Raw genomic sequence first — 15,554 nt, 5'->3', positions numbered from 1 at the left:
GTCACTTTCGTGCGAATATCAGCGCCGCTTGTTTTAGGACGTCGACCTCCATACGGAGCCTCTTGTCCTCGCGCTCCAGCTCGATGACCCTGTCCTGCTCGGGCGTCCTGTTGCCCGCGGCCCGCGGCGAGCCGGTGGCGTTTATCGACTTGATCCAGCGCTCGAGCGTGCTCTTGCCGAGATCGTACTCCTCCATGATCTCGCGCCTGGGCTTGCCGGCGTCGTGCAGCCCGACGATCTGCCTCTTGAACTCGTCGGTGAAGTGCCTCGGGTGCTTCGGGTCCCTCATGTCCCCCCCGTCCCTCGCGCCCCTCTTCAGATTGTCCAATCTAGTGTAGCCAATCCAACCTCGCTCGCGATGTTCTTCCGGGGCTTCGGCGGCACCGTCTCCTCGGCAGTGGTCGGGACGATGTGCGCCGCGAGCGGCCCGGGCGCACCCGGGGCGATGGGGACCGCGATCGCCGTCTCCGCCCTCGGCGCAGCGGCCTCCATCCTCCTGCCGCGCAAGGTCGATCGGAAGCGGTAGGCAGGGACACGGGCCGGGCGCGACGCAACCAGGCAGAAAAAGCCCTTATCTCTTCACGTTGTCATCATCCTTCGAGCCAGTGTCCGCAAAACGATGGCAGCATAGACCCAACGCCCCTCGGCTCCCACCCAGACGAGCAGCTGAAGGAACCCTCGGAAAAGACTCTTTGACCATCTTCAAAAAACGGTCGATTGGCCAAGTGTTAACTTACAGCCAGCAGCCATGGGAAGGAACGGCATGGCGGGAGACAACCTGCATGAGGACGCCTTAGGCCGCGAGCGGAAGGATGCAATGCTCGGTGCCGAACGTGGCGTGTTCGAGCGCGGCGACTACAGAGCTGTAACCGGGCCCGATGCCGCGCTAGATTGACGAATTGCCAACCGTTGTTGGTTGCTCCTGCGCCGCTCACGCAGTTCCATGGTCTCGCGCCCAAGCGGCGCGGACCGCGAAAACCGACCGAAAGGAACGGCCATGAACTTCAACGACCGACTCATCGACCTCAGGAGGAAACGGGGCCTCTCGCAGGAGCAGCTAGGGTACGAACTCGGCGTCTCGAGGCAGACAGTGTCGAAATGGGAGCTCGGGCAGTCGTACCCCGACTTCCAGCGGCTCGTCCTGCTATCGGACTACTACGGGATCGGCCTGGACGAGCTCGTGCGGGGAATCGACGTGGGCGATGTGCGCGCCCTCAACGAGTCCGACAAGCAGATCTCCTCAATCTACGCGGACGTGAAGCGGGGCAAGGAGGCGGTGCTTCGGGCCTGGCGGGCTTTCCTCGTCGTCGGGGGTGTCGTCCTGGCGCTCTTCGCCCTGGTTGTGATCTATGGGGTGTCTCAGGGCAGCCTCTTCGCAGGGTAGCCGGGTCGAGGGGCGCGCATGACGACGGCGGGCGCGCTCCCGCCCGCCGCGCTCTTCTCGGCGCTTTGGAGGGCCCAGGGTCCGGCGGCAAGCCGGCCTATCGCACGGAACGCGTACGATTCTTGAAAGCGCCGAAGATTAGTGCCGCACAGACGGCTTCCGCCGCCGCAAAGACGACCACCAGCAGAAACGCCTGCTGGGTGCCCGCGGCCGTCGCGTTGGCCATGTGCGCAGGATCAATCGCCTGCGCGCTGGCGACGATCGTGGAGACGAACACCGTGCCGATCGCGCCCGCCAGCTGCTGCACCGTGTTGACGATCGCGTTTCCATCCGGGTTATGCTCGATGGGCAGGTGCGCCAGGCCGTTTGTCATGTTACCCGGCAGGTTCGCCCCCTTTCCCAACGAGTAGAGCACGAAGAAGAGAACGATGAGCGGCCCGGTAAGCGTGGGCGCGAACGCGAAGAACAGGATTGTGGACGCGAGCGTGACCACGCACCCGCCGATAATCGAAAGCCCTGCGCCAAAGCGATCGTAAACGATGCCCGAAAGCGGCGCCTGAAGGGCGCCCGCGATGCATCCGGGCACCAGCAGGCAGCCCGCGGTAAACGCATCGATGCCAAGCGACAGCTGCGCGTAGTTGGGGATGAGGAACGCAAGCCCCAGTGTGCAGAACTGCACGAGGAGGATACCCGCGACCGAAAGGGCAAACACCGGGTCGCGCAGCACGCGCACATTGAGCAGGGCACCCGGCGTGGCAAGGGAGTGCCGGCAGAACAGCGCGATCGCGGCAGCTGCCACGACGAACAGGCCGAGCACAGACGGGCTCGCCCATCCGGCTGACGAGGCGCTGTTCGCGGCAAAGATGAAGCTGGCAAACCCGACAGCGAGCATGATGAGGCCGCAGACGTCGAGCGACGGGCGCCCCGACGTCGTCGACTGCCGAATGCAGGCGGCGCCCAGGGCAAACGACGCAGCCACCAGCGGCACGAGCACCCAGAACACCGCGCGCCAGCTTAGGACGCTCACGAGAAAGCCGCCGAGCGACGGGCCGATGGCGGGCGCCGTCGAGGTGATGAAGTTGGCGATACCGATCATAAGCCCCATGTTCTTGCGCGGCACCTGCTCCAAGATGATGTTGAACATGAGGGGCAGCGCTACGCCCGTGCCCACGCCCTGCACCAAGCGTCCGGCGAGCAGCACCGGAAAGGCGGGAGCCAGCGCCGCCGTCAGCGTTCCCGCCAGAAAGCAGGAGGCTCCCGCCACGAATAGCGCGCGCATGGTAAAGCGCCGACGCAGATACGAAGACATGGGGATGATGACCGACAGCACGAGCAGATAGCCCGTGGTAATCCACTGAACCGTCGCGGTATCGATGCCGAACTCCCGCATGAGAGACGGAAAGGTCACGTTCATAGAGCTCTCGACCACCACGCCCGAAAAGGACATGATGCCCGCCGCAATCACGGACGCGACGACGCGCCGCGGCAGCTTCCGGCTATCATCCACTCCTACTCCTCCGCACTTCCGCACGCCGCGGCCTTACGGCCCAAGCGCTCGTTCTGCCAGCGTGTGAGGTCGGCCTCCCCTACAACCTCAAGCAGCCGCTTGACAGTCCGAACCGTCACCTCGATGTCATGTTCGGTCACGCCCGCCTCGCCAAGAAGCAGGGCGGTGTACTCGTAGACCTCCTCGTACCAAACGCGATGCGTAGCGAGACCGTGTTCGGTCAGCTCAACCAACACCTCGCGGCCGTCCGTGGGGCTGGCAGACTTGTGCAGGTAACCATCCCGCTCGAGGTCGCACACCATGCGCGTCACGCCGGGACGCGTGGCGCCCATATCGTCCGCGATGTCGCTCACGCGCACGGCGCGGCGCCTCGATGCATCTTCCTTGGCGTAGCCGCCCAGCTCATAGAGCGTGTCGAGCACGCGCGTCCTCCCGTTGGTGAGGTCAGGCGGCAGCTGCGGCATCATGCCGTCGATGCGACGCGCGCGCCGCAGCGTATCCATCAGCATCTTGAATGAGCGCCCGTTCATTTCTGTTCCTTCCGTCTCAAAAAATAATTATCTATAGTAATTATCTTGAGTAATTATATACGGACGCACATAGGATGCGCCGACGAAGAAGTCTAGAACGGCAGACAGTTCGATCGGTTCCTATCGGTCGGCCTTGCGACGAACAATCACTCGCCTCATGTGTTCAAACTGTCGCATGGCGAAGCCGGATTTCCCAACGAGGCCGGCGCAAGCATCCATCACAGATCGCCCTTGGCGCTCATCGCGCCACCTTCGGTCATTGGCTTAACCTTTTCCATGGCGGTTCCCGCGACCACAGAAGCGCACGCTGCTACCGTCAGTCCAAATGCACCTCACTTCGGCAGCCTTGCGCCCCCACAGCCATCGGTGAGGGAGGTTTTTGCAGTGGATTGTTTATAACCCACTTACTTCTGCTCGGTAATCAAACCGCGCATTTTCATGTTCTCTCGTCTGCGTGGTGTACCGTCGTCTCACCATTAAACGATGTCGAGCGCATTTCGCGTGTCCGAATTGAACTCAAAATGAACTCAACGCCCCTCTGCCAGACGGCGTTTTCCGACGGCAACCCGCATGCCGCGGAAAAACAGGCGTCTCTAGCAAGATAGCGCTCAGCAATCGCCACCGAGGCTGTCGGCCGAGTTGCCGCCCCGATAGGTCGTCGACCTGCCACGCGGGGCGGAAGCAAGCTTGCCCTCCTTCACCATGTCGGAAAGATAGCGTCTTACCGTCCTCTCGCCCACACTCGTGACCCGCTCACTAACGGCCGATGCAGGGAAAGACCCGTAGCGGACAATGAGGTCATCGACCGCGCTCTCGACCTCCGCGCGCGTACGGCTCCTTCTGGACCCACCAACAACTCTGCTTCTCTCAGTCTCCTTCGCGGCTTCGCGATTGCCCTCGTTCCTCACCATGCTCGCCATGACAGGCGGTGCCGGCACGAACGCGGTGAACTGATCACCGTCCTCCAGAACGGGGTCCTTCCCCGTGTAGAGCCTCGAGAACTTGTAGAGGCTCCTCGTCCCGCTCCCCAGCTCCTCGGAACGCCCCATCTGGGTGAAAAAGTTGGCGATGACGGGGTTCTTGGGAGTAGGGTCGAGGCTCTCGAGCGTCACGGGGCCGGCATAGAGCGCGCGGCTCGCGTTTCTCGTGCGGATGCCCTCCCCGTCGATAGTGATGCGGGCGATGTACGGACTGACGAACTCGCGATGGATGAGGCAGTTGCACACGAGCTCGCGTACGATGACGTCGCGTGCGCTCTTGCGCTGTCCCCCGTCGAGCACGAAGGAATCCGGCAGCCACTTCTCGCAGAAGCCGACGAGCTCGTCGTATGCCCTGACAAGATTGCTCCTGCAGACGGGCCGATCGTCGTAGCGGTCGGTCTCGACACGTCTAAGGACCGCATCAGTCCGATAGAGCGGCATGACGTCGAGGATCGTATCCTCCTTCCCCAGCAGCGCGACGGCGGCGAGGTTGAAGCCCCGCTCCCCCGTCAGCTGGTCGCGTCCGTATAGACGGGCGGCACGGAGGAGCTCACCGTCAGAGAGGGAGAGCCACGGGTGGTCGGCATCGTTCGCGCGCAGCGCATCTCGTACTGCGTCGAGGAGTCCCATCTCCAGATCGTCCTCGGTCACCCAAGAGTACACGGTCCGCTTCGAGTAATAACTCTGCTTACGCGCTATCATCGAGGCGATCTGGGCATCGCTTTTCACGCGCACGTCGGCGTCCGCCACGCGGTCGCACACCGCCCCCTTGAACGTGTAGAGGGACGGCCCCATGGGAACCCAGACCCGTATGACGAGCCTGCCCTCAGAGTCGCGCAGCCGCTCGAACTCGACCAGCGGCGATACGTTGAACAGGCTCGGGTTACTCGTGACGTTGGAGATGTTGTGCTCGATGGAAAGCGCGGAAAGCTCGGGCACGCCCTCGACCGTACCGTCGTCTCGCCACCGAGGAGGATGCTGCCACCCTATCCGCTTGCGAATGAGCAGATAGTCTCGAACGTGTCTTGACCCGCCTGTGTCCCACAACGCTTAAACTCGACACTCATGCCCTCGCCAGCTTGGATGTATCTATCAAGCGCATCGCTCATCGGTACCCCCCACCCTATTCTGGACACTATTCTGGATATCGTTTCATTGTTGTCCAGAATAGTGTCCGATTAGCATCCCTCCGCCAGTGCCAGCTCCACATCGTCCCTGTCGAACATGCAAACCTTCCGTCCGGACGCCTCAGGCGTCCGACTATTATCTGCAGTCCTCACCGGCTTTTGAGCACCGCGTGTATCAAAATGCGAGCAATTTCGGCATGATGACCGCACCCAGGAACCAGGACCACGGCCGCCCCTTCAAGCGCGGCGATGTTGGATGGCTCCTCCCTCAGAAGCTCCAGGAAGGCGAATCGGAACGCAGCGACGGTGCCCGGTGCGATAAGATTCATCTTGGGTCTCCCCTTCTCGTCGAATCCGAATCCAACTCGAAGGGTAAGGAAAGCCCGTCTCCATATCAAACCAACCGAAACCATATGCCGTATAACGAGAGCCGGGATGAGATGATCAAAAACGTAAGTGATCCCTCCGTAGCAAGCATCCTATCAACCGATGCGCTGAAGGTCTACAACATACCCCGTTACCAGCGTGAGTACACATGGGGCCAGCGAGACTGGGCGAACCTCTACGACGACGTCTTCGACAATGACCCAGACTACTTCCTCGGATCCATCATCGTCATCCAGGGCGAGATCGACCCGAAAACCAACATAGTGGAGTTCGAAGTCATCGACGGCCAGCAGAGGCTTACTACCATCAGCCTGCTACTCGCAGCGCTGTACGCCCGCATCAACGAGCACCCAGACGCCATAGACGAGGACATGCAGCTCGACGACATCAGACCGCTGCGCAACAGGCTCGTCCTCAAGTCGAACAAGGGCATGACGCGCGTGGTGCCTCAGGTTCAGAACCACAACCAGGACGACTACCGCTGGATCCTCAAGGAGCGCGCCGGACTCGCCGTCGTGATGCAACGACCTAAGTACCATGGCGTGCGCAAGATGTCAAAGGCATTCGAATACTTCTATGACAGGCTCGGCGGTGAGATCGCTGGGATGGGCGACGACGATGCTGTGCACACCTTGCTAGACAAAAGCAGGTTGCTCTGCTCCGCCGTGCTCGTGCAGATCAACGTCGACAGCCATGCTGACGCGTACACGCTGTTCGCGTCGCTGAACAACCGTGGCGTCCCCCTTTCCGCCGTGGATCTGATCAAGAACACGCTTCTCGCCAAGGTGGCGGACGCAGACGGGGATGAGCTCGACTACTACTTCGAGCAATGGCAGGAGGTGCTGCGCAACCTCGGCGACGACTACGCCACGCAGGAGCGCTTCTTCCGACAGAACTACGACGCTTTCAGACGCGATGTTAACAGGCCGTTCGTACAGGAGGGAGGCGCGCAGCTGCCGCTCGGCTCGGTGGCCACCCGCTCGAACCTGCTCAAGATCTACGAGAAGAGGATTGGGCAGGATCCTGGCGCGCTCGGCGTGCTTGACGAACTCATCTGCAACTCGGCTATCTACTCGCAGATCATCGGGGTAGACCGCGAGGGCATGGACAGCGGGCTCGAGCGGCAGCTCGTGGAGATCGCGCGCGCACAGGGCGTCCCTTCCTACCTGATGCTCCTCTACCTCATGAAGAGGAAGCCGGAGCTTGGCTTGGACGACGTCCTGATATCTGGTATCGTGGCGCTTCTCGTGAGATTCTTCGTGAGACGCAACGTGACCGACACGCCGCCCACCCGCGACCTGGAGCGACTGTTCATCAGCATATGCGAGGGCATCGAGGATGAGAGCATAAGGGGCGTGGAAGTTGCCCGGTACATCAAGCAGAGGCTTGTCGATGTGTCGGCGAGCGACGCGACCTTCAAGGAGCGCCTTGAAGGTCCGATATACGACGTGAACCCGGACATGACGCGCTACATTCTCACCGTGCTCGCAGATCCGAGCGTTACCAAGGAGATGAAGGGTCTCTGGGAGCGCTATCCGTCGGGCAACTACGTGTGGACCATCGAGCACGTGTTCCCGCAGGGTGAGAACATACCTGCCAGCTGGGTGGACATGATTGGCGGCGGAGACAAGACAAAGGCGCAGGAGATTCAGGCCGCGCACGTCCACACCCTCGGCAACCTGACCATCACCGGCTACAACTCGAAGCTGAGCAACATGCCCTTCATCGAGAAACGCGACCGCAAAGACTCGAACGGCGCGAACGTTGGCTACCGCAACGGGCTAAACCTCAACGACGACCTTGTTGGCGCGGACAGCTGGACTAAGGAACAGATTGTAGCGAGAACCGAGAAGCTTGTTGAACTCGCGTTACAGGCATTCACTTTCGATGACATTGATTTTTAGCGAGGCACAGCTGGTATGGACAACACAGTCGCAACAGCTTTCTACCCGGATGACGACAGCCCGCTCATCCAATACGAGATTGCCTTCCAAAAGAAGCCGAAGCTCCTCGTAGCCGGGGCCGGTGCCTTTGGAGGCTCTTCGTATGCCAGCAAAATCTTCGCTGGCCCGACCGAAACGCTTGAGGACGACATCAAGTGGGAGCCACATATAGACGAAGCCGACAAGCTCGACTGCATCGTCGCCGTCAGCAGCGGCGTACTCGCAGGCCTCATCGACGTCTTCTACGTGGGCGAGTTCTCCCTCGATCGTGCAAGCGAGTGGGGCAAAGACAAGATAGAAAAGGTCGTGATGAAAGTAGCCCGCGTGGAGGGATACACCGGGGACGACCTCAACGACGCCATCAAGACTCTGGAGAAGAACCATCCACTCGCTGCCGACGGTAACACGAACGACTTCGGCGGAGGGCTGCAGCACCACCTGCGCGACTTCTCTCACCATTTCAGTATCGGCGGACTGTTCTTCTCGATATTCACGCAGTTCACTGGCTTGGTTGTGGGGACCGACAAGGCGGGAGCGTTGCATGTCGTGCCAGTGCCCGAGTCGCATAGGGCATGCATCGGCAAGAACTTCCAGGAAAAGATCGCCTTTGGAGCTATCGGCTGGTTCTTCCACATGGTGAGCGACATGGCGGGGTCGAGCGGATCCCTCATGGGCGGCACCGGCATCCCAGGCCCTCTCGTATCGTTCATGAAAGAGCTCTCGGCGCTTCCGTTCTTCAAGGATGCCGGCGACGGAGACATGGGTTTCCGCCTGTGGGTGACCAAACTCTTCAATGGCACCCTGCTCGCCGATCATGACGAGAGCGGCAGGATCATCAAGGACAGCGTCAAGAAGTTCGACCTGCGCACGGAGATCGGCATCCTTGGCGAGATAGGCCGGCAGACGATACCCGTGCTCATCAACCAGTGCGTCGTGCGCGGCTTCTACTTCTGCCGCAGGCTGGCTCGCGAGATCCGAGACCTCAAGATCACGGGCATTGCAGAACTCGAGCGCATCGCGCCAGAAGACGTACTCCCCTGGGGTACGCCCGCCATGCGCCGCATGGTTACCGTCTCGAGCGGCGTCTTCACCGGCGTGGACATCGCAGACGCAGCAGTACGCGCCATCAAAAGCAAGGACCCGATCACCTTCTTCCTGCGCGTGAACTACGTTGGTGTGGCCACCTTTGTTATCGCCTGCGTTGTTGATGTCCGGGCGGCTCTGGATGACAAGAAACTCGATGAAGGTGAAAGCCCAGAAGAGGCGTACGAACGTGGCATCTCTGAGCTGGGCTGCCTCAAGCTCGACTTCATGCAGGCGCGCATCCTGCACTCGATCGAGTACGCCCTGGTTGCATACGACATTGCAGCCGAGAAACATCCGAAGCGAGCCGAAAAGAAGCGTGCCTGGCTCAAGGAGTGGGGCGAGAGGGTCGTCGAGGCGGTGGGCCTCGTATGGGTCGCAGACGCAGGATACTTCCTGGGTGATGACGCCATCTATGATTCCATCATGGCGCGGCTTGAAAACAGCGCAAACGACTCATGGCTGTGGTTGGTCGCGATGGAGGCGAAGCGATTTAGGCCCTACGTGCCGTTGCACGGTGACAACGACAAGCTCTACAAGGGCCTCAAGCTTGGCAGTGGCTATCTGGAAGAGGTGTACTGCGATCGCCAGAGTGTTGTGAGCGAGAAGGAGCTCGCGAAGCTCGACAAGGCGGTGAACGGTGCGCGCGGAAGGCTTGATGGCGCCGTGACCAAGCGCGTCGTGGGGGCTGCCGGCACGGTTATCGTCGTGGTGGCGACGGGCGGACTCGCTTTCTACTTCGCCCCAGCCATCGCCCCCACTTTGGCGACCGCGCTCGGGCTCGAAGCGGCTGCGCTACACGGCGCCGCGCTTACAAGTGCCAGCCTCGCGTTCCTCGGCGGCGGGGCGATCGCAGCCGGTGGCGCAGGCATGGCAGGAGGGACAATGCTCATAGCCGGCGGAGGCGCGCTAATCGGCGCTGTCGGCGGGTCCGGAGTCTCGGCGGCGACGTCGATGGCGCTCGCCACGAACGGAAGCTATGTATTGGACGAGTGCGCCAAGCTCGTTGCCTTCTGCGAGGAGGTGCTCATCGGGCGATTTGGAGACCGCGCATCCGTTGCGGAGATCCATGCCGCGCTGAACCAGCGGATAGTCGAACTCGAAGTGGAGATTGAGGCGATAAAGCGCGGGGTGCCAGACGACGAGGTTCCCGAGGACGATGACGACGGGACCGACGAAAAGGAAGAGATCAGCCCGAAGAAGATGATCAAGATCCTGAATCGGAGCCTAAAGTTCATGCGGCGTAGCAGCGACGAGCTCACGAAATCGTTGAAGGCCGCAAGCAAGAAGAAAATGGCGTTGCCTGAGGCGGGAAGGCGATGACATGAGCACTAATGACGCGCAGGTGCCAAACATCTCCGGCCTAAGTGCCGCAATCAACTCTGACGCATTCAAGGAGGCCCAAAGGGCAGTCGGCGGCTCTTTAAGCGAGGCGGTGCGCAAGGCCGCCAGCAACTCGCAGCTGAGTGACGTCGGAGCAAGGGTGTCAAAGGCGCTTGAGAGTGCTGGAGCGTTCAAATCTCTAACCGACGCCGCATCCGAGACGTTTACCTTCGATAAGCCAGAAGCTCCGCGTCTAGATGCCCTGGACTACGCAGTACCAAACTACACCATTCCCGACTTGAGTTCATACGCGGAAGGTTACCGCACCGACTGGCGGCAGCTCATCATCATCGGCAATGGCTTCGACCTGCAATGCGGGCTCAAATCGAAATTCGGCGACTTCTTCAAGCCTCGCTTTGACATTATCGCCAATATCCCGGACTGCAAGCGCGAAACATGGCAAACGCTCGTTGAGGATACCGGACTCACGCTCTGGGACTTCGTTCTTGAGGCGAATATCGATTCCCTCTGGTGCGACATCGAAGGAACCATCGAGCGATGGGTGCTATCCGCCGGCAAACCCGGCTCCAAGACCCCGTCACCCTTTAACAAGGCGGTCGAAGTCTTCAAGAGCTGCCCTTTCACTGACGGCGCATTCGTTCTTGTCAATGGGCGTAGGGAATGTGAGCAAGACGACGAAGACCACATGTATGGCAACATGGCCCGGTATGCTTGGACACTGCACCCCGAAATTGCAAGCGAGGGCTACAACCACGCGAAGTTTATGGCCTTCCTACGCCAGGAGCTCTTCAAGCTTGAGCAAGCTTTTAGCGAATACCTTGCAAAAGAGGTTGAGACCAACGAGGAATACGCCGAAAAAAGCAAGACGCTATACCAGGCGATTGAGCGCGACGGTAAGAAAGCGGGCGACGACTACTACTCTTCAACCTCTGTCCTGAGCTTCAACTACACTGACCTCATCGGGCATTTCTTTGACGGTGGCGAGGACGGCGCGTTCGTAAACATACACGGAAAGCTAGGCGGAGAGATTATTATCGGCATCGATGGCAAGGACTGCATGGACAATCCAAATGCTGTGTCGTTCACTAAGACGTTCCGACTCATGCGGCGCGGCGGATCTCGTACAGACAAACTGATCGGAACTGCGAACAGTGCCAACCTGCAAGGAGCCACTGACGTCATCAAGTTCTACGGTCATTCGCTTGGCAAGGCTGACTACTCATACTTCCAGTCTATCTTTGACGGTGTCGACCTCTATGAGAGCAAGACCGTGCTCGTGTTCTACTACCCATACGACGGCTCCGACGAGGAAAATAATGAGAGTTGGCGAAATGGTCTCGCCAACTCGATAAACGACCTCTTGGTTGACTATGGTGCAACTATGGACAACAAGGACCACGGCCAGAATCTCATGCACAAGCTATTGCTCGAGGGGCGGCTGATTCTGAGGGGAGTTCAGGTTGATTGATTGGCCAACATTCCTCGCTGGGCTTGTGGCAAGCCTGATCGCGGCTCTCGTGACTTTTGTCCTTGGCGTAAAGTCGGGCAAGAACCAGACCGACAGACAGAGACTCCAGGAAATGTACAGGTCATTGCTCGTACATTTTCAGGATTTGAAAGAGCGGCTGGATATCTACCCAAGGCGGTGGGAGCAATACGAAGAGCATCATATTGGCTGGGAGACACACTACCTGCCTCCAGTTAAGAAGATGGAGCACGAAGGCAACTCGGTGTATATAAAGGCTAGGCTCTTCAATGAAGCGCTGGAGCTTGAGCGAGACGTCTTGAAGTTTGGATATGACGTCGAGCGTTATTACGACAGTCTATTTGATGCGATAGCATCTAACGAAAGCCTGTTCAAGGCACCAATCGATACCAGCAATGACGGGCGTGGACGCAAGTACCGCAGGCTTAAAGCAAATGACGGACAAAACTACACGACCGGTATAAGCTCAAGACTTTTCTATTTCCTACAGCCTGGAATTGGTAAACGTATCGAGGACGCATTGGGGTCAGGAGGCTACCTGACATTCCATGACGATCGAAACCCCTACGAGCACGAGCTGACCATAAATCCTGGGTCCTACGATGACCTTCCCACCTTTGCGCAGCAAATCGAATCGTTATCTAGAGAGAGCGGTCTGTATGACGAACTCAACAGGCAACGAACATCGTTAAAAACTCGGATAGATGCGTTAATCAAGAAGCTCTCACGACGAGCAAAGGAGCCTGTGCCGTTCTGGGAAACATTTGCCGGCGCCTTTGTTGATGTCTTTAGGCCATGATTGCCCTTCCCGTTTGACCTTGTGACACCCCAAGACAATGCCCGTACCGGTAAAGGTGCGGGCATTGTTCGTCTCTGCCCGCCTGATTACGAAAGGCAGGCAGGAACATGGACGGTGAGACCAATGGCGGCCAGGAAGCCACGCAGGGTGCGGATAACCAGGCGCAACAGCAGGTCCAAGAGCAGCAGGAAAACGCAGCAGGGCCAATCGCAGGTAGGCGGCGAGGCTTCCGACTACGAGAAGCAGATCGCCGAGCGCGACGAGAAGATCGCATCCCTGGAGGCCCAGGTTGCCGAGGCGGCGAAGAACGCCGAGACCGCAGAGCAGCTGCACAGCGAGATCGCGGAGCTCAAGGCCCAGGGCGAGAGCGACCGCATCGACTTCAAGCTGCAGCTCGCGGGCGTCCGCAACGTGAAGGCGGCGCGTGCCCTTCTCGCGGACCACGGAAACGATGTGGACAAGCTCAAGGAGGCCGAGCCCTGGCTCTTCGAGGCCACAGGCAAGCACGCCAAGGGCGGCAACGGCGGCTCCGGCACGACCGGGCTCCCCAACGCGGGCGCGGCCAGCGACGAGGGCAAGACGCTCAAGCACTGGCGCGAGATCGCGGGCGAGTTCGGCAACGGCGACGAGCGCAGGCGGCGCCTGGGCTCGAACTACGACGCGGTGCAACGGCGCGTGAACGAGATCCTTCTCGGTACGGGCTCGAGCTCGACCTCCATGGACGTCGATGCAATGGCTCGTGCCGTGATCCGCGGCGACTACGGCAGCGGCGAGGAGCGCAGGCGGCGCCTCGGCTCCTACTACTCGATCGTGCAGGCACGCGTGAACGAGATGCTGTCATGAGGCGCAGGCTCGCCTTCATAGCGGACCAGGTGGGCTGGCTCTTGGGGGATGTCGCGTGTTTCCTGCTGCTGATTCTCTTCCTGCCGCTGGTCCCCGTGTTCAAGATGTTCGAGGGCATCCGCGACCGCTATGCGGACGAATGAGAAGCGGAGAGCGCCCGTCACTGTGACGAGCGGCTCTCCGTGTGCCTATGCGGACTCGGTCTAGCTCAGGGGCTCGAGTTCGCGGTAGAGCGGGTCTCCATCACCCACGAGCACATCCCACCACCACTGGGGCGACTCGACTCCGGAAGCGCAGAGCATGTCCAGGAGCTTGGCCCTCGCATCTGGGGGCAGCTGCTCGAAGTCCTCGCGCGTGGCGTCGAGCACGGCCTTGCTCGTGCTCATCATGTCGTTGCAGATCTCTTTCTTTTCCTCGAGCGTGTAGCTCTCGGGCGAGTAACAACAGAGGTCTGCTCGAAAGTACGCCATATCCTCGGCCTGGGTGAGTTCGGTCATCTTCGCTTCGTTCATCATGGTTTTAATCTCCCCTCGTTGCCCGGCGACGGGAATGGTGTCTCTGGGCTGCTACAAATTCCGCTACAAATAATCCCGAAAGGAGCGTTTTCTAGTGAAGTGAAGTGGTGCGTCGATTTCTCGAACACACCACTTCTGACCTGCGGATTTGTTGTGTTTTGGGGTGGAGTGCGAAAGAGTGATTTGCCCTTCGTTTTATTCCCACTCGATGCCCATAAAAATCCACCTCGTATTTACGCAGGTAGATGAGTTGACATCAGTCCTCACAACGTCCCCGCTGCGCCCGTTCTCTACATTCTCCGCAGTTTTTGTCATCGTTTTGGCATCACCGGCCGCAAGGAGCATCGCCCCGCCTGGACGCTGCGCGCCATGGCGCAGGGCGAGGCTCCCGGCAAGCGAGGGTGATGCTGGAAGCGCCAATCCCCGGTCAGAATAGGCCGGCCTTACCGTTGCACATGGCGCCGCCCCTCCCGTCAATGGACGGGAGGGGGCGGCCGGCGCCCGCCTCACGGCGCGGGCGCGAAGGCCTCCGAGAACGACGAGAGCATCTCCGCGACGAGGCGAACCCTCGACAGGGCCTCCTCGCTGGCCCCCTCGGAACCCGAGATCCTCTCGAGCTCCCCGCGGATTCCGGCAAGCTCGGCGTCCATCTTCCGGAAGAGGGACCTGTTCCCCACGACGACGACCGGACGTTCGAGCGAGCATTTGATGAGGTACTCCTGCCGCTGCAGTCCGGAGAGGGCGATGCGGCGATCGAGCTCCCCCTTTTCCGCGTCCGACATCCTGAAGGCGACGGTGTGCCTTCTCAGCCTATGCGACGAGCCTCTCTCCTTCGCCATGCCCGCCTCCCATCAGGACGTCGAGGCGCTCGGCCATGTCCGCCTGCGCGTTTGGGAACAGGTGGGCGTACGTATAGGTGATCTCGGCGCTCTCGCGGCCGACTCGGTCGGCGATCGCGACCGCTGTGAAGCCCTGGTCGATGAGCAGCGACACGTGGCTGTGCCTGAGGTCGTGCACACGGATCGGCTCCAACCCGGCGCGGGCCGCGTAGCGCTTCAGGCGGGCGCCCAGGTAGCTCTTCGACACCGGGAAGAGCCGGTCATGGGGCCCGATCTCGTAGAAGAGCGCCATGTACTGCTCCATCTCCTCAACGAGCCGGGCGGGCATGGACACCGCCCTGACCCCCTTGGCCGTCTTGGGGTCCGTGATGACGTCCTCGCCCTTCAGGCGCTGGAGAGACTTGGTTATCGAGAGCTCGGCGGACTGGAGGTCGATGTCCGACGGCTGGAGGGCCAGCAGCTCGCCGACCCGCGGCCCGCACCAGTACAGCATCTCGAAGGCGTAGTAGGCGCGGGTGTGTTTAGTCAAGTCTTGCTTTCGGAAAAGAGCGAGCCTTTCTTTCGGGTTTCGTCACGCAAGTTTTTCGGCTTCCGGCGCGGGCGCGCCGCTAGCTTCCTGACTTGCCCAGCATGAGCGACTCCTCGAGACGGTGGCTGGGCCCGCCGAACTCCACGAGCCTGCCGTGGTGGACCACCCGGTCCACGATCGCGGCGGCGAGCTTGTCGTCCGCGAAGACCGTGCCCCACCGGCTGAACTCCACGTTCGTGGTGAACACGATGCTCCTCC

The 15,554-nt window shown here is 60.5% G+C and carries 17 protein-coding genes; 8 read left to right on the top strand and 9 right to left on the bottom strand.

Features of this window, described 5'->3' with window-relative positions:
• Nucleotide 1 precedes the first annotated feature (1 nt).
• Nucleotides 2–289 (bottom strand): transposase, encoded by a 288-nt coding sequence (locus FS885_RS10090; protein WP_075575914.1) that lies wholly within the window; start codon nt 287–289, stop codon nt 2–4.
• 474 nt (nt 290–763) lie between these two features.
• On the opposite strand from FS885_RS10090, the gene FS885_RS10125 reads away from it, so the two are divergent.
• Both FS885_RS10125 and FS885_RS05940 read left to right on the top strand, forming a co-directional pair.
• Entirely contained in the window at nt 764–895 is a 132-nt protein-coding gene (locus FS885_RS10125) for a hypothetical protein (RefSeq protein ID WP_022349111.1), read from the top strand.
• Nucleotides 896–997: 102 nt separating this feature from the next.
• On the top strand, nt 998–1,384 hold the full coding sequence (locus tag FS885_RS05940; protein WP_022349110.1) for a helix-turn-helix domain-containing protein: 387 nt from the start codon (nt 998–1,000) through the stop codon (nt 1,382–1,384).
• Between the two features lie 97 nt (nt 1,385–1,481).
• Here FS885_RS05940 and FS885_RS05935 read toward each other — a convergent pair whose 3' ends face one another.
• The 4 genes from FS885_RS05935 to FS885_RS09920 form a co-directional block, all read right to left on the bottom strand.
• Entirely contained in the window at nt 1,482–2,891 is a 1,410-nt protein-coding gene (locus FS885_RS05935; protein WP_019129018.1) for a DHA2 family efflux MFS transporter permease subunit, read from the bottom strand.
• 2 nt (nt 2,892–2,893) lie between these two features.
• A complete protein-coding gene (locus FS885_RS05930) occupies nt 2,894–3,421 on the bottom strand; it encodes a MarR family winged helix-turn-helix transcriptional regulator (protein ID WP_022349112.1) in 528 nt (175 codons plus the stop codon).
• Nucleotides 3,422–4,029: 608 nt separating this feature from the next.
• Entirely contained in the window at nt 4,030–5,340 is a 1,311-nt protein-coding gene (locus FS885_RS05925) for a putative DNA binding domain-containing protein (RefSeq protein ID WP_246060822.1), read from the bottom strand.
• 337 nt (nt 5,341–5,677) lie between these two features.
• Nucleotides 5,678–5,857 carry a hypothetical protein gene (locus FS885_RS09920; protein WP_186365799.1) on the bottom strand — a complete coding sequence of 60 codons (180 nt, stop codon included), beginning with the start codon at nt 5,855–5,857 and terminating at the stop codon, nt 5,678–5,680.
• An 84-nt stretch (nt 5,858–5,941) separates the two neighbouring features.
• On the opposite strand from FS885_RS09920, the gene FS885_RS05920 reads away from it, so the two are divergent.
• From FS885_RS05920 to FS885_RS09915, 6 genes are all read left to right on the top strand, one after another.
• Nucleotides 5,942–7,819 carry a DUF262 domain-containing protein gene (locus tag FS885_RS05920; RefSeq protein WP_186365798.1) on the top strand — a complete coding sequence of 626 codons (1,878 nt, stop codon included), beginning with the start codon at nt 5,942–5,944 and terminating at the stop codon, nt 7,817–7,819.
• Nucleotides 7,820–7,834: 15 nt separating this feature from the next.
• The gene (locus tag FS885_RS05915) at nt 7,835–10,264 is read left to right on the top strand and encodes a hypothetical protein (protein WP_144744158.1); all 2,430 of its coding nucleotides are present in this window, start codon (nt 7,835–7,837) and stop codon (nt 10,262–10,264) included.
• Nucleotide 10,265: 1 nt separating this feature from the next.
• Nucleotides 10,266–11,753, top strand: a complete 1,488-nt coding sequence (locus FS885_RS05910; RefSeq protein WP_144744157.1) for an AbiH family protein — start codon at nt 10,266–10,268, stop codon at nt 11,751–11,753.
• Nucleotides 11,746–12,570 carry a hypothetical protein gene (locus FS885_RS05905; protein WP_144744156.1) on the top strand — a complete coding sequence of 275 codons (825 nt, stop codon included), beginning with the start codon at nt 11,746–11,748 and terminating at the stop codon, nt 12,568–12,570. The genes FS885_RS05910 and FS885_RS05905 overlap by 8 nt, the downstream gene beginning before the upstream one ends.
• Nucleotides 12,571–12,693: 123 nt before the next feature.
• Nucleotides 12,694–13,413: a hypothetical protein gene (locus tag FS885_RS05900; protein WP_144744155.1), complete on the top strand. Its 720-nt coding sequence runs from the start codon at nt 12,694–12,696 to the stop codon at nt 13,411–13,413.
• The gene (locus tag FS885_RS09915; RefSeq protein WP_186365797.1) at nt 13,410–13,556 is read left to right on the top strand and encodes a hypothetical protein; all 147 of its coding nucleotides are present in this window, start codon (nt 13,410–13,412) and stop codon (nt 13,554–13,556) included. The genes FS885_RS05900 and FS885_RS09915 overlap by 4 nt, the downstream gene beginning before the upstream one ends.
• Nucleotides 13,557–13,616: 60 nt before the next feature.
• On the opposite strand, the gene FS885_RS05895 is transcribed toward FS885_RS09915, so the two are convergent.
• The 4 genes from FS885_RS05895 to FS885_RS05880 form a co-directional block, all read right to left on the bottom strand.
• Nucleotides 13,617–13,928 (bottom strand): hypothetical protein, encoded by a 312-nt coding sequence (locus FS885_RS05895; RefSeq protein ID WP_222419885.1) that lies wholly within the window; start codon nt 13,926–13,928, stop codon nt 13,617–13,619.
• Between the two features lie 506 nt (nt 13,929–14,434).
• The gene (locus tag FS885_RS05890; RefSeq protein WP_144744154.1) at nt 14,435–14,767 is read right to left on the bottom strand and encodes a plasmid mobilization protein; all 333 of its coding nucleotides are present in this window, start codon (nt 14,765–14,767) and stop codon (nt 14,435–14,437) included.
• The gene (locus FS885_RS05885; protein ID WP_246060821.1) at nt 14,739–15,296 is read right to left on the bottom strand and encodes a site-specific integrase; all 558 of its coding nucleotides are present in this window, start codon (nt 15,294–15,296) and stop codon (nt 14,739–14,741) included. Before FS885_RS05885 ends, FS885_RS05890 begins: the two co-directional genes overlap by 29 nt.
• 79 nt (nt 15,297–15,375) lie before the next feature.
• Nucleotides 15,376–15,543: an ATP-binding protein gene (locus FS885_RS05880; protein WP_275080502.1), complete on the bottom strand. Its 168-nt coding sequence runs from the start codon at nt 15,541–15,543 to the stop codon at nt 15,376–15,378.
• Between the last annotated feature and the right edge of the window lie 11 nt (nt 15,544–15,554).

It is taken from the genome of Enorma burkinafasonensis (assembly GCF_902150035.1).
In the GTDB taxonomy this organism is placed as follows: Bacteria; Actinomycetota; Coriobacteriia; order Coriobacteriales; family Coriobacteriaceae; genus Enorma; species Enorma burkinafasonensis.
This window is presented reverse-complemented; position numbering and strand designations above follow the sequence as displayed.

Coding starts and splice junctions, on each gene's coding strand:
- FS885_RS10090 (WP_075575914.1), bottom strand. CDS start 289: ATGAGGGACCCGAAGCACCCGAGGCACTTCACCGACGAGTTCAAGAGG.
- FS885_RS10125 (WP_022349111.1), top strand. CDS start 764: ATGGCGGGAGACAACCTGCATGAGGACGCCTTAGGCCGCGAGCGGAAG.
- FS885_RS05940 (WP_022349110.1), top strand. CDS start 998: ATGAACTTCAACGACCGACTCATCGACCTCAGGAGGAAACGGGGCCTC.
- FS885_RS05930 (WP_022349112.1), bottom strand. CDS start 3,421: ATGAACGGGCGCTCATTCAAGATGCTGATGGATACGCTGCGGCGCGCG.
- FS885_RS09920 (WP_186365799.1), bottom strand. CDS start 5,857: ATGAATCTTATCGCACCGGGCACCGTCGCTGCGTTCCGATTCGCCTTC.
- FS885_RS05920 (WP_186365798.1), top strand. CDS start 5,942: ATGCCGTATAACGAGAGCCGGGATGAGATGATCAAAAACGTAAGTGAT.
- FS885_RS05915 (WP_144744158.1), top strand. CDS start 7,835: ATGGACAACACAGTCGCAACAGCTTTCTACCCGGATGACGACAGCCCG.
- FS885_RS05910 (WP_144744157.1), top strand. CDS start 10,266: ATGAGCACTAATGACGCGCAGGTGCCAAACATCTCCGGCCTAAGTGCC.
- FS885_RS05900 (WP_144744155.1), top strand. CDS start 12,694: ATGGCGGCCAGGAAGCCACGCAGGGTGCGGATAACCAGGCGCAACAGC.
- FS885_RS09915 (WP_186365797.1), top strand. CDS start 13,410: ATGAGGCGCAGGCTCGCCTTCATAGCGGACCAGGTGGGCTGGCTCTTG.
- FS885_RS05895 (WP_222419885.1), bottom strand. CDS start 13,928: ATGATGAACGAAGCGAAGATGACCGAACTCACCCAGGCCGAGGATATG.
- FS885_RS05890 (WP_144744154.1), bottom strand. CDS start 14,767: ATGGCGAAGGAGAGAGGCTCGTCGCATAGGCTGAGAAGGCACACCGTC.